Below are 13,353 nucleotides of genomic sequence, written 5' to 3' on the forward strand. Positions count from 1 at the left end.
GCGTTCGTGGCCATGAACTTTCGTAACATCTCGGCATGGGCGATCCGGAATCCGATTGCGCCGATTGTGCTGATGATCGCCCTGTCGCTCGCTGGCATTGTCAGTTTCCTGCAGATGCGCGTGAACAACAATCCCGATATCGATTTTCCGGGTGCCACGGTTTTTGTTTCGCAGCCGGGCGCCGCACCGACCGAGCTTGAAACACAGGTCACTCAGAAGGTCGAAGCTGCGATCCGCGGGATTAGCGGTGTCGATGAAATCAACTCGTCGGTCCGTGAGGGTTCGTCGAACACGTTCGTCCAGTTCTCGATCGGGACGCCGGTCGACCGTGCCGTCAACGACGTCCGCGACGCGATCGCCAATATCCGGTCGGACCTGCCCGATGGCATCCTGGAACCACAGGTCAGCCGCATCGATATCGCGGGTGACCCGATCGCATTCATATCGGCTCAGGCGACCGACATGACGATCGCGGACCTCAGCTGGTATGTCGACAATACCGTTTCGAAACGCGTCCTGGGTATCACGGGGCTGGCTGCGGTCAACCGCAGTGGCGGCGTCGATCGCGAGATCCAGGTGGTTCTTGACCCGGCAAAGCTGCAAAGTCAGGGCGTTGCCGCGTCGCAGGTCAACAGCCAGCTTCGTTCAGTCAACACCAATGCGGCTGGCGGTCGGGCCGAAATCGCCGGATCCGAGCAGGCGGTTCGCGTCATCGGCAACGCCAAGAACGCCTATGCCCTGTCCCAGACGCAAATCGCGGTCGGCGCCGGGCGAACCGTCAAGCTGGCCGACCTCGCCACGGTGCGCGACAGTTTCGGCGAGCAGCGCCATCGGGCAAAGATCAATGGCCGCCAGGTGCTGGCCTTTTCGATCCAGAAGGCCAAGGGCGCATCGGACGTCTATGTCTATGACCAGGTTCACAAGGAACTGGACAAGCTCGAGAAGGAAAATCCCAAGGTCAAGTTCGTCGAACTCTACACCGACGTCGGTTACACCAAAGATCAATATCATTCTGCGCTGGAGGCCATGGCCGAAGGTGCGATCCTGGCAGTTCTGGTCGTTTATCTGTTCCTGCGCGACAAGCGGGCGACATTCATTTCGGCGTTGGCCATTCCGTTATCGGCAATTCCCACTTTCTTTTTCATGGACCTGCTGGGCTTTTCGCTGAACGGCCTTAGCCTGCTCGCCCTCAGCCTCGTCGCTGGCGTTCTGGTCGACGATGCCATCGTGGAGATCGAAAATATCGTGCGCCATATGCGCATGGGGAAGACTGCCTACCAGGCGTCGATCGACGCTGCCGACGAAATCGGGCTGGCGGTGCTGGCAACGACGATGGCGATCGTGGCGGTCTTTTTGCCGGTCGGCCTCATGCCCGGTATTTCAGGTCAGTTTTTCAAGAATTTCGGTCTCACCGTCGTCGCTTCGGTGTTGATGAGCCTTGCCATCGCCCGGCTGATCACCCCCATGGCCGCCGCCTATTTCCTGAAGAGTTCGGGCGTCGCGTCGCACGGCGAGGGGCGATTGATGGACTGGTACATGAAGACGCTGCGCTGGACGCTGCTCAATCGCTGGAAGACCGTTATGGTCGGCGGTGGCGCGTTCATCCTGACGATTGCGATGTTCTGGGGCCTGCCCATAGTCTTCCAGCCGACTGTGAACACCAATTACAGCCAGATCAGGGTTGAATTGACGCCGGGATCGACGATCAAACAGACCGAGGCGGTGACCGACAACGTCACGCGCCAGATATCGACGGCCCCCGAGGTGGAGGCAGCGTTTTCGGACATCAATGTCGGGTCGGCCAATATCTACCTCACGCTGAAGGCGGATCGCAAGCTTACCAGCGTTCAGTTTGAACGAAGCTGGGCCAACAGGCTCAACCTGATCCCCGATGCGCGGGTTTCCTTCCAGTCGCAATCGAACGGAGGGCCAGGCAACACCGGACGCGACATTACGATCACGCTGGGGGGCGACGATCCTGCCGCCCTGATCAAGCAGGCCAATCTGATCGTCGAACAGATGAAGGCCATGCCCGAACTGCGGGCCCCGCGCACTGCTGCCGACCTGCAAAGGCCCGAGATCATTATCCGACCCCGCATGGACCTGGCCGCCGACCTGGGCGTGACGACGCAGGCACTCAGCCAGACGATCCGGATCGCGACACTGGGTGACATCGACCAGAATTCGGCCAAGTTTTCGCTGGCGGATCGCCAGATTCCGATCCGCACGCTGATCGGACAGGAAGCGCGGCGTAGTCTCTCGACGATTCAGAACCTGCCAGTCCCAACTGCAACGGGTGGGTCAGTGCCGCTGAACGTCGTTGCCGATGTCAGTTTCGGGGCAGGACCGACGGTCATCCAGCGGACCAACCAGATCAGGCGGCTGTCGATCGGCGTCGACTTGTCACCGGGCCTGGTGTCAGGCGATGCGATGCCAAAGATCAATGCCCTGCCCGCCCTGAAGAACTTGCCGCAGGGCATCAAGCAATTGAGTCTCGGCGAAGCGAAATGGCAGCAAGAGTTGTTCATGAACTTTGTGATCGCGGTTTTGTCGGGCGTTCTTCTGGTCTTTGCGGTGCTGGTGCTGCTGTATAAACGCATCATGCCGCCGTTCGTGAACATGGGATCGCTGTTGCTGGCGCCATTGGGGGGTGCGATCGCCCTGCGGATCACGGGCGACCCGATCTCGATGCCCGTGCTGATCGGTTTCCTGATGCTGCTGGGGATCGTTGCGAAGAACTCGATCCTGCTCGTCGATTTCGCGTTGGAGGAAATGACCAAGGGTGTGGACAAGACGATCGCCATCATCGACGCCGGTCACAAACGCGCGCAGCCGATCCTGATGACGACGGTGGCGATGGTCGCAGGCATGGTGCCGGTTGCCCTGTCGCTCAGCGGTGATGGCAGTTGGCGGGCACCGATGGGCGTGGTCGTGATCGGTGGGCTGATCGTGTCGACGTTGCTGACACTGTTGATCGTGCCCGCGACGTTCAGCCTGGCGGTCGGTATCGAGGAAAAGCTGGGGCCGTGGCTGTCGCGCAAGTTCACTAACGGTGGCCAGCATGGCGAGCGCGCCGTTGCTGCGTCACCCCCGGCGGCGGACCCTGCCGAGTGAACCACCGTCCCGGACGTGCGTTGACCTGATATGGCCACCCGTATTGCCGGTTTACGACTAATCCCCATGCAGGGCGGCCCCGGCCGGATGCGGCTGGTCGCAACCGGGCTACTGGTCCTGATGGCGGCTGTCTATGTGGTCGCGCGCACCTTTGCCAGCGTCCACCCCGCCGTCGGCTTCGTCCGCGCTTTTGCAGAGGCGGCGATGGTCGGCGGGCTGGCGGACTGGTTCGCGGTAACGGCGCTGTTCCGCCACCCGCTGGGCCTGCCGATCCCGCATACCGCGATCATCCCGCGCAACAAGGACCGCATCGGCGACACGCTGGCGCTGTTCCTGCGCGATAATTTCCTGACCCCGGCCGTCGTCGGGCGGCGGATGCGGCGGCTCGACCTGGCATCGGCGGCGGGGCGGTTCCTGACCTCGCCACCCGACAGCAGCGGGCGGATGCGCGACGGTGCGTCTCGCCTCTTCGCCGACATGATCGCGTCGCTTGACCAGGAACGGCTTGGGGGCATGGTGAAGGGGGCAATCTCGTCGCGGATCCGTGCGCTCGACATGGCACCGCTGCTGGGCCAGGCGCTGAGTGCCGCGATTGCCGAACAACGCCACCTGCCGCTGCTCGACGGGCTGATCCGCTGGGCCGGCAAGACCCTGATGCACAATGATGCGCTGATTCGCGACATCGTTCACAAGCGCGCGGGCGGCATCATGCGCTGGACCGGGCTGGACGAAACACTAGCCAATGCGATCGTCAACGGGTTGCAGAAACTGCTCGACGATGTCGCCAGCGATCCGGAACATCCGCTGCGGGCAAAGGCCGAGGAAGGGCTGGCAAAGCTCGCCGTCGACCTGCAGGACGATGACCGGATGAAGCAACGCGTGGCGGGCTTTCGGGACGAGATCCTCGAAAACCCGGCCATGCTGAAGTGGCTGGACGGGCTGTGGGAGCAGGCGCGGGCGGCGTTGCTGCGCGCGGCGAAAAACCCCGATGCAGCGCTGACGGGCAAGTTTGGCGACATGCTGAAGCAGTTGGGAACGACGCTGCAGGAGGACGGGCGGTTACGCTCGACGATCAATCGCTTCGCCCGGCGGACCGCAATCGGCGTGACGGCGAGCTATGGCGACCAGATCGTGCGGCTGGTGTCGGATACGGTGCGCGGCTGGGATGCCGACACGATTACCGGGCGGCTGGAAAACGCGGTCGGACGCGACCTGCAATATATCCGCGTGAACGGGACCCTGGTCGGTGGGTTGGTCGGTGTCGCCATCCATGCGGTGGATGTGTGGTTTTAGGTGCGCTCTGCCAGTTTGCGTTCCCATGCCAGCGCATCGCGGACGATGCCGTCCAGGTCTGCGCGTCTGGGGGCCCAGTCGAGTGTTGCGAGGATCAGCGCATTGTCGGCGATCAGGGCATCGGGGTCGCCCGCGCGGCGGGGGCCATAGCGGCGTTCGATCTTCAGGTTGGTGACGCGGTCGACGGCGTCGAGGACTTCGTTGACTGAGAAGCCTCTTTTGTAGCCAGCGTTCATGATGTAGCTCGCTGAGGGATCGGCGACCAGTTTGTCGAGCGCGGCAACATGTGCGTCGGCCAGGTCGCTGACATGAATATAGTCGCGAACCCCGGTGCCGTCGGGGGTGTCATAGTCGGTGCCGAACACCTGTACAAACTCACGCTTGCCGATGGCGGCCTCGACCCCAACCTTGATCAGGTGCGTGGCGCCCGCGAACGATTGACCGGTGCGTCCCTGCGGGTCGGCTCCGGCGACGTTAAAATATCGCAGCGCGCAATAGTTGATCGGGTGCGCCGCAGCGACATCGCGCAGCATGATCTCGGTCATCAGCTTCGACATGCCATAGGGGTTGATCGGCAGCGTCGGCATATCCTCTCGCACCGGCACGGTTTCGGGGACGCCATAGGTCGCGGCGGTCGACGAAAAGATGAAATGCCCGACTCCCGCCGTCACCGCACATTCGATCAATCCCCGACTGTTGGCGGTGTTGTTGCGGTAATATTTGAGCGGATTTTCTACCGACTCGGGAACCACGATCGACCCGGCAAAATGAATGATCGCGCCGATCCGGTGCTGCGCCAGGGTCGCGTCGACCAGCGCAGTGTCGGCCAGGTCGCCCTCGACCAGCGGCACATCCTCGGGGATGGCCCGGCGATGACCGGTGCTGAGGTTGTCGAACACGACCACCGGCCAGCCCGCATCGCGCAGGGCGAGGACCGCATGGCTGCCGATATAGCCGGCACCACCGGTGACGAGGACAGGAAATTTGCTCATCGCGCGCCCTTAGCCGCGATTGCCTGCTCCAGCCAAGCCGCCGCGACGTCCGCCGATGCTTTTTGCGGACCGTCGACCATCAGATTGGCATGGCGCATGGCGTTGACCGGTATCGCGCCGACCAGCGACCGCAGCGCCGCCACTATCGCGGCATCGTGACCCGCCTTTGGTCCGACCAGCAACAGTGCATCGTAACCGGGGATGGCGTTGCGCGGATCGCCCAGCACGACCAGTCCGTCCGCCGCGATCCGCCCGTCTGAGGAGAATGCGGAGATGACGTCGGCGTCATGGCTTTTCAGCGCCGCGTACATGAACGTCGGGGCAAAGGCGCGCGTCGCCCGAAAATCGAGCGCATAAGCCTGGCGGATCGCCGCCCATTCGGGCCGGTCCAGAAACTCCAGGTCACCGCCCAGCGTCAGGTCGGGCGCCGCCGCCGTCAGGTTCGCCAGCGTCCGCAACCCCCGCCGCCGCGCCAGTTCGCCGGGCACCGCCAGAGCATAGGCGTTCTCGAAACCCAGCGGGCCAAGGCTCGTCACGCCATGTTCGCGCAACGTCCAGTCACCCACCGCCCGGTTCAGGATCGGTCTGGCAGGCACGTCGCTGCGCTTCATCGCGTTGGTCCACAACGTGCCCGCATATTCGACATAGACGTCAACATCGTCGTGACCGAGCGCATCGAACACGACCGCCGAGCCGAGGTTTTCCTTGTAGCGGACGCGGTATCCCGCCGCCTCCAGCCGGTGCCCGATGACGCGCGCCAGGATATATTGTTCGGAAAAATTCTTGGCGCCGATGGTGATCGTCGAGGCAGGAGCCGTACGCGCAACCGTGATCGCCACCGGCACCAACACGGCGACCAGCAACGGCACGACCCACAGCCAGCGTCGCCGTGTCGCCAGTCCATGTTCGGCCAGCGCCAGCATCGCGTCCACGACCAGCGCCAGGATCGCCGCGGCAACACACCCCGTCACCACCAACACCCAGTTCTGCGTTTGCAGCCCCGAAAATATGATGTCGCCCAAACTGGGCTGGCCGACCGTGGTAGACAGCGTCGCCGCGCCGATCGTCCAGACCGCAGCCGTGCGGATGCCGCCCATCACCACCGGCAGCGCCAGCGGGGCCTGCACGATCCACAGCTTTTGCCCGCGCGTCATGCCGATCCCGTCGGCGGCCTCGATAATCTCCGGGTCGATCGACGTCAGCGCGATCACCGTGTTCCGCAGGATCGGCAGCAGCGCATAGAGGGCGAGCGCCAGCAGCGACGGCAGGAACCCCAGCGCGGGCACGCGGACGACCCCCGACAGCGCCAGTAGCAAAGGATAGAACAGCGCCAGCAGCGCCAGCGACGGGATTGTCTGGACCAGGCTGGCAAACCCCAATGCCACGCGACCGAACCGGGGATGGCGCGCGGCGACCACTCCCATCGGCAGTGCGATCACCATGCCCAGAAACAGCGCGGCGGCGGCGAGGACGATGTGCGACGCCAGCAGCGGCGGCAGTCGCGACAGGGCGTCGGACCAGTTCACCCGAGCATCTCTGCGATGCGCCGTGCCTGTCCGCGCGGAACGGCGATCAGCGCATCGGCAACCGGGCCACCGCCGTCGCGCAGCAGGGCGGCGGGCGCGGCGTCGGCGGTAATCCGGCCTGCGTCCAGCACGACGATGCGGTCGGCGATCAGTAACGCCTCTGCCATGTCGTGCGTCACCATCACGCTGGTCAGGCCCAACCGGTCGTGCAGCGCGCGATAGGCGCGGCCCAGCGCGTCGCGCGTCACCGGGTCGAGAGCGCCGAACGGTTCGTCCATCAGCATCAGGCCAGGTCCTGTCGCCAGCGCGCGCGCAAAACCCACGCGCTGGCGCTGGCCGCCCGACAGCGTGGCGGGCATCCGGGTCGCATAGTCGGCGGGCAGGTCGACCAGCGCTAGCAGTTCGGCCACGCGCGCCGCCTGTTCGGTCAGGCCGGCGATGCGCAGGCCCATCGCGATATTCCCAGCGACGTCGATATGCGGAAACAGCCCGGTGCCCTGGATGACATAGCCGATCCCCCGACGCAGCAGATGGGGTCGCGCCGCCATCACGTCGGCCCCGTCGATCGTCACGATCCCCGTCGTTGGCTCGACCAGCCGGTTGATCGTCTTCAACAGCGTCGACTTGCCCGAACCCGAAGCTCCGACCAGCGCGACAAAACTGCCCGCCTTGATCTCCAGGTCGATGGTTTCGATGGCGGTTCGGCCTGCATAAACCTGCGTCACGCCGTCCAGCACGACGCCTGGTCCCCGGTCCTGCCGAAAATTAAGTTTGCCATCGGTCACGTCATGCGTTGTGAAGAGTGGAAAAGGGACAGGCAATGACGAAAGCGATATTTATCACTGGGGGCGGATCGGGCATCGGTCGGGCCACCGCGCGCTATTTTGCCGCGAAGGGCTGGTTCGTCGGGCTGGCCGATGTGAATGCGGCGGGCATGGCGGAAACGGCAGCACTCCTGCCGCCTGGCGCAAGTTCTGCCCATGTCCTCGACGTTCGCGACCGCAATCAATGGGAGGCGGTGCTGGCCGACTTCACCGCGCGGACAGGCGGCCGGATCGACCTGTTGTTCAACAATGCCGGGATCGGCGCGGGCGGGCCGTTGTCCGAAACCCCGGCGGCAGAGATCGACCGGATCATCGACATCAACCTGAAGGGCGTCTTCAATGGCGCGCAGGCCGGCTTTCCCTATCTGAAGGCGACGCCCGGATCGACACTGGTCAACACATCATCGGCGGCAGGCTTATATGCGGGACCGGGCATGTCGCCCTATGCCGCGACCAAGTTCGGGGTGCGCGCGCTGACCGAATCGCTCGATCAGGAGTGGGCGGAATTTGGGATCCGGGTGCGCGCGATCATGCCGGGATTTATCGACACGCCCTTGCTGGATGTGAATCCCACGGGTTCGAACCACAGCATCCGAGAAACAGTGCGCGCGCGCGGGCTGGAATTCACGCCGGTCGAACAAGTGGCAGAAGCGGTGTGGAACGCGTTCCATGGCGGTCCCCTGTTCATGCCGGTTGGCAAGACCGCCCGAAGGATCGCATTCTTTTCGCGCTGGGCTCCGGGGTTCCTGCGACGACAGGGGCGTACCAAGGTCGTGCGCTAACCAATCCCCGACCCGGCTCGGGTCAAGACACCAGCAATCGTTCGATGCCCTTGGCCATGTCGACATCGCGATAGGACAGGCCCCCGGCGTCGTGCGTCGTCAGCAATATATCGACGCGATTATAGACGTTCGACCATTCGGGGTGATGGTCCGATTTGTCCGCCAGCATGGCGACGCGCACCATGAATCCGAACGCCTCGGAAAAATCGCCGAACAGGAATTGCCGGGTCAGGGCATCACGGGCTTCGTCAAAGTCCCACTCGCCCAGTGTGTCGAGTGCGGTCGCGCGTTCGGCTTCGTTCAACGGTTCGATCATGTTTTGCCCTTCGCCTGGTCTCCGCTATGTCGCAGCGATGCAGGGGTCGGGTCAATCGAAACAGGGAAAACTGATATTCGACCGAGTCGCGTGTCGCCGCGGACAGCGCGTGCTGTTCACCGACGTGTCTTTTGCGCTGGGGCCGGGGGACGCACTGGCGGTGCGTGGTCCGAACGGGGTCGGCAAGTCGAGCCTGTTGCGATTGGCCGCGGGATTGCTGACTGCGGCTTCGGGCAGCATCGCGCGGATTGGCGCGATGGCACTCGCCGACGAACATCCGGCGCTCGACCCGTCGCTGCCCCTCGAACGTGCGCTGGGTTTCTGGGCGGGGGTCGATGGCGGCACTGTCGTCACGGGGCTGGGCGCGGTCGGGCTGACGCATCTGGCCGAAGTGCCCGTACGAATGCTGTCCACCGGGCAACGCCGCCGCGTGACCTTGGCGCGGGTGGTGGCGAGTGGAGCTGCAATCTGGTTGCTCGACGAACCGGCCAATGGGCTGGACGCGGATTCGGTGACGATGCTGGAGCGATTGATCGCGGACCATCGCGCGGGCGGGGGAATCGTGGTCATTGCCTCACACCAGATGTTGAACCTGCCCGGAGCGGGGCTGCTCGACCTCACGCCTGAACGGCGGGGGGCCTGATGGTTTTTCTCCGCCTGGTCGCCCGCGATTTCCGCCGCGCCTTTGCAAACGGTGGCGTCCTGCTGCCGGTGGTCCTCTTCCTGATGGTCGCGACGCTGTATCCGTTCGCGGTCGGTCCAGACGGCGCGTTGTTGGCGCGGACCGGCGGTGGCATCCTGTGGGTGGCGGCGCTCCTCGCGGCGCTGTTGCCGGTCGATCGCCTGGTGGCGCCCGACGCGGGCAGCGGCGTGCTGGACCAGCTGGCAGTGCGCGGTGTCGCCGACGAGGTCGTGGCGCTTGCCAAATTATGCGCGCACTGGCTGGGGTTCGGCCCGGCGCTGATGCTGGCGGCGGTCCCGGCGGCGGGGCTGCTGCGGCTGGACGGGGCGACGCTGCGGATTGTCGAAACCGGGTTGTTGCTCGGCACGCCGGGGTTAGCCGCGCTCACGTTGATAACGGCGGCGCTGACCGCGGGGCTGCGCGGCAGTTCGGCACTGGCCGGGCTGCTGATGTTGCCGCTCGCCATCCCGATGCTGATCTTTGGGGCGGGCAGTCTGGCGCCGTCGGGGGTCGGCGGGCTGAAACTGCTGGCGGCGGCATCGCTGCTGCTGGTGGCGATGGCTCCCTTCGCAGCGGGGGCGGCGATGCGCGCGCTGCGGGACTAGGCCGACCAGCGCGCCCAGATCGCGGTGGGCAGGACTAGCCCGCGCGCTTCCTCCCGAACGCCCAGTTCGCCGCATTCGACCGTGCCGGGCAGGTCGGCAAAGGACTGGCGCAACAGTTCGCCGATGCTCAGCGCCGACATCCGGATCGCATAGACCGTCAGGAACACGAACGCCGAACGCGCATCGACCAGCGCCCGGATGTTGGCGACCAGGCCCGCCAGATCGGTTTCCAGCTGCCACACCTCGCCCTCTGGTCCGCGCCCATATTTCGGCGGGTCCAGAATGATGCCGTCATAGCGCTTGCCGCGCCGTACCTCGCGCGCGGCAAACTTGGTCGCATCGTCGACCAGCCAGCGGATTGGCTTTTCCGACAGGTGGGACAACAGCGCGTTGCCCTTTGCCGCTTCGACCGATTTCTTCGACGCATCGACGTGCGTGACCGCCGCACCCGCGCTGGCCAGCGCCAGGCTGCCAACGCCGGTATAGCCGAACAGATTGAGACAGGTCGGATCGCTGCGGCCCCGCAAGCGCTGTCGCGCCCAGTCCCAGACCGGCATCATATCGGGAAAGAAGCCCAGATGGCGGAACGGCGTGGTCTGCGCGGTAAACGCCACGTCGTCCCATCCCAGCGTCCACCCTGTCGTTGGGACATCGCGTTCGAAAACCCAGCGTCCGCCACCGTCCTCGTCCGAACCGGGAACGAAGGCACCATCGGCGTCCCATGCAGGCTGCGCGGGTGCCCACATCGCCTGCGGTTCGGGCCTGATGAACCGATAGGGACCGTAACGCTCGAACTTCTGGCCGTGGCCGCTATCGATCAGGCCATAGTCGCGCCACGGTTCGCCAACCAGCGTGGCCAGCGTCATGCCGACCGGTCGAGCACATAGGCGCGCACCGCCTCCAGCGTGGCCGGGATCGTGTCGAAGCGTTCCTCGCGGTCGAACAGCCCGGCGATCCGTGCGGGGATCGGGGGTCGGATGCCGGTCGCGCGTTCGACCGCATCGCGGAACTTGGCGGGATGCGCGGTGGCCAGCGTGACAATTGGGACGTCAGGGGGGACGTCGGCCACCCGCGCGGCGGCCAACCCCACGGCGGTGTGCGGATCGATCAACTGTCCCGCGCGGTCGTGCGCCCAGCGCATCGCCATCGCCATGCCGTCGCCATCGACACGCGCACTCGTGAACAACCCGCGCGCGCCGCTCAACATATTCTCCGGGATAGTCATCGCCTTCGAAACATCGAACGCGCGCATCATTGCGCCCAGCGCGGGGCCGTCGCGACCCGACAGGTCGAACAGCAGCCGTTCGAAATTGGAGCTGACCTGAATATCCATGGACGGAGTCGCGGTGGGCGTGACCAGTCCGCACGAGTAGTCGCCGGTCGCCAGCGCGCGGTGCAGGATGTCGTTGACATTGGTCGCGACGATCAGCCGTTCGATCGGCAACCCCATGCGCGCCGCGACATAGCCTGCGAACACGTCGCCGAAATTACCGGTCGGCACGGCAAACGCGACTTTCCGGTCGGGCGCGCCCAGGCGGACGGCGGCGTAGAAATAATAGACGACCTGCGCCATCAACCGCGCCCAGTTGATCGAATTGACCGCCGACATCGTGACCCGCGCCGTTGTTTCGGGGTCGGCAAACATGGCCTTCACGATCGCCTGCGCATGGTCGAAACTGCCGTCGATCGCGATATTATGAATGTTCGGCGACAGCACCGTCGTCATCTGGCGACGCTGGACGTCGGATACCCGGCCCGCTGGGTGCAGCATGAAGACATCGACCTTCGCCCGCCCTGCCAGCGCATCGATGGCCGCCGATCCGGTGTCGCCCGACGTCGCCCCGACGACGGTCAAATGGGTGTCGCGATCGGTCAGGAAGCGTTCGAACAACAGCCCGAGCAGTTGCAACGCGACATCCTTGAACGCCAGCGTCGGCCCGTGGAACAGCTCCAGCAACCAGTTTTGCGCATCCAGCTGAACCAGCGGAGTGATCGCGGCATGTTCGAATCGTCCGTAGGCCTGGGTGCAAAGCGCGCGCAATGCGTTGTCGTCCAGCGCCCCGGCGACAAAGGGCCGCATGACGGTGACGGCGGTCTCGACATAGCTCGCCCCCGCGAGCCCCGCAATTTCGGCCTCGCTCAGCGTCGGCCACGCACGCGGCACATACAGCCCGCCATCACTCGCCAGCCCGGCCAGCGTGACGTCTTCGAATCCGAGCGCGGGCGCGCTGCCCCTGGTGCTGATATAATCCATCGTGACAGCCGACTAGCGGCCCGCGCCCGCGTCCGCAACTTAACCGCTCGTAAGGGGTCGCGGCGTTATGGGGGGGCATGATGAAGTTCGCGCTCTGGGCCGTGGTGGCCGCGGTCGGCATTGCCACGATCATGCCGCACGGCCCGCCTTCTGCCCCGGTGGCAGCGGTTCAGCGGGGCGAAGTCGCGCCGCCCGTCGCGCAGCTGGCGGGCAACGGGCTGGCCGAAGTCACGCTGACCCGCGCGCCTGATGGCCATTTCTACGCCGACGCGCTGATCAACGGCGCGACGATCCACGTGCTGGTCGATACCGGTGCCTCCACGGTCGCGCTGACTCGCGCCGATGCTCAGGCCGCCGGTATCCAGTTTTCGGGCGGTGATTTTACCGCCACCGCGCAGACCGCGGGCGGCGCGGTGGCGCTGAAGCCGATTACGCTGGACCGGGTCGGCATCGGCGCGGTCGAGGCGCGCAATGTGGACGCCGTCGTCGTTAAGAGCACGCTGAGCGTCTCGCTGCTGGGACAAAGTTGGCTGAGGCGCGTCGGCAATGTCCAGATCGCAGGCGACCGGATGGTGCTGCGCTAGAGCATCGGTGATCGTCACGCGCCGCCCGACGACCGCCGGTTGCGTCAAAGCCAGTCCACCGCTAGGGCGCACCCCTTCCAGTGCAATGCGGAGCGGTGGCCGAGTGGTCGAAGGCGCTCGCCTGGAAAGTGAGTATGGGTCAAAAGCCCATCCAGGGTTCGAATCCCTGCCGCTCCGCCAATGACCCGGTATAATGTAGCACCTGAACCACGGCCCCCTTAATGAAATCGTGGGACCTGTTCCGATATCTGCGGTAAGAGCAGACGGCGAACAGGATCATCATGGGTCAGACCAACCTGAAATATGCCCTTGAGCGCAAGTACGCGCTCCTAGCCGGCGAGTTGAAGGACAAGCAAGGTGAGGTCGCCCGCATCCAGACGC

At 64.9% G+C, this 13,353-nt stretch carries 12 protein-coding genes and 1 tRNA gene; 7 read left to right on the forward strand and 6 right to left on the reverse strand.

Annotation, left to right across the window (positions count from 1 at the left end; genetic code table 11):
* The first annotated feature begins 12 nt into the window (after positions 1-12).
* Both Q0R02_RS06400 and Q0R02_RS06405 read left to right on the forward strand, forming a co-directional pair.
* Positions 13-3,114, forward strand: coding sequence for an efflux RND transporter permease subunit (locus Q0R02_RS06400; RefSeq protein ID WP_293881764.1), 3,102 nt, complete (start codon positions 13-15; stop codon positions 3,112-3,114).
* Between the two features lie 30 nt (positions 3,115-3,144).
* Positions 3,145-4,407: a DUF445 domain-containing protein gene (locus Q0R02_RS06405; RefSeq protein WP_293881766.1), complete on the forward strand. Its 1,263-nt coding sequence runs from the start codon at positions 3,145-3,147 to the stop codon at positions 4,405-4,407.
* Here the strand turns inward: Q0R02_RS06405 and galE are convergent.
* Genes galE through Q0R02_RS06420 form a run of 3 tightly spaced genes read right to left on the reverse strand, consistent with a single transcriptional unit; the run spans position 4,404 to position 7,710 of the window.
* Positions 4,404-5,399, reverse strand: a complete 996-nt coding sequence (galE, locus tag Q0R02_RS06410; RefSeq protein ID WP_293881767.1) for a UDP-glucose 4-epimerase GalE — start codon at positions 5,397-5,399, stop codon at positions 4,404-4,406. The two genes, Q0R02_RS06405 and galE, sit on opposite strands and share 4 nt — an antisense overlap.
* Positions 5,396-6,925: an ABC transporter permease/substrate-binding protein gene (locus tag Q0R02_RS06415; RefSeq protein WP_293881768.1), complete on the reverse strand. Its 1,530-nt coding sequence runs from the start codon at positions 6,923-6,925 to the stop codon at positions 5,396-5,398. The genes galE and Q0R02_RS06415 overlap by 4 nt, the downstream gene beginning before the upstream one ends.
* Entirely contained in the window at positions 6,922-7,710 is a 789-nt protein-coding gene (locus tag Q0R02_RS06420; protein WP_293881770.1) for an ATP-binding cassette domain-containing protein, read from the reverse strand. Before Q0R02_RS06420 ends, Q0R02_RS06415 begins: the two co-directional genes overlap by 4 nt.
* 35 nt (positions 7,711-7,745) lie before the next feature.
* Between Q0R02_RS06420 and Q0R02_RS06425 the strand changes: the two genes are divergently transcribed.
* Positions 7,746-8,531: an SDR family oxidoreductase gene (locus Q0R02_RS06425; protein ID WP_293881772.1), complete on the forward strand. Its 786-nt coding sequence runs from the start codon at positions 7,746-7,748 to the stop codon at positions 8,529-8,531.
* 22 nt (positions 8,532-8,553) lie between these two features.
* Here Q0R02_RS06425 and Q0R02_RS06430 read toward each other — a convergent pair whose 3' ends face one another.
* Positions 8,554-8,847 (reverse strand): 4a-hydroxytetrahydrobiopterin dehydratase, encoded by a 294-nt coding sequence (locus Q0R02_RS06430; RefSeq protein WP_293881774.1) that lies wholly within the window; start codon positions 8,845-8,847, stop codon positions 8,554-8,556.
* Between the two features lie 37 nt (positions 8,848-8,884).
* Here Q0R02_RS06430 and ccmA point away from each other — a divergent pair, with 37 nt between their 5' ends.
* A complete protein-coding gene (ccmA, locus tag Q0R02_RS06435) occupies positions 8,885-9,490 on the forward strand; it encodes a heme ABC exporter ATP-binding protein CcmA (RefSeq protein ID WP_293881788.1) in 606 nt (201 codons plus the stop codon).
* Complete coding sequence (locus tag Q0R02_RS06440; RefSeq protein WP_293881776.1) at positions 9,490-10,134, forward strand: heme exporter protein CcmB; 645 nt, start codon at positions 9,490-9,492, stop codon at positions 10,132-10,134. The genes ccmA and Q0R02_RS06440 overlap by 1 nt, the downstream gene beginning before the upstream one ends.
* Here the strand turns inward: Q0R02_RS06440 and Q0R02_RS06445 are convergent.
* Both Q0R02_RS06445 and thrC read right to left on the reverse strand, forming a co-directional pair.
* Complete coding sequence (locus tag Q0R02_RS06445; RefSeq protein WP_293881778.1) at positions 10,131-11,000, reverse strand: class I SAM-dependent methyltransferase; 870 nt, start codon at positions 10,998-11,000, stop codon at positions 10,131-10,133. The two genes, Q0R02_RS06440 and Q0R02_RS06445, sit on opposite strands and share 4 nt — an antisense overlap.
* Positions 10,997-12,388, reverse strand: a complete 1,392-nt coding sequence (gene thrC, locus Q0R02_RS06450; protein WP_293881780.1) for a threonine synthase — start codon at positions 12,386-12,388, stop codon at positions 10,997-10,999. The genes Q0R02_RS06445 and thrC overlap by 4 nt, the downstream gene beginning before the upstream one ends.
* A 77-nt stretch (positions 12,389-12,465) precedes the next feature.
* Here thrC and Q0R02_RS06455 point away from each other — a divergent pair, with 77 nt between their 5' ends.
* A complete protein-coding gene (locus Q0R02_RS06455; RefSeq protein ID WP_293881782.1) occupies positions 12,466-12,972 on the forward strand; it encodes a TIGR02281 family clan AA aspartic protease in 507 nt (168 codons plus the stop codon).
* An 89-nt stretch (positions 12,973-13,061) separates the two neighbouring features.
* Positions 13,062-13,152 (forward strand) — tRNA-Ser (locus Q0R02_RS06460).
* The last annotated feature ends 201 nt before the right edge of the window (positions 13,153-13,353 follow it).

This window comes from Sphingomonas sp. (assembly GCF_025353885.1).
In the GTDB taxonomy this organism is placed as follows: domain Bacteria; phylum Pseudomonadota; class Alphaproteobacteria; order Sphingomonadales; family Sphingomonadaceae; genus Sphingomonas_O.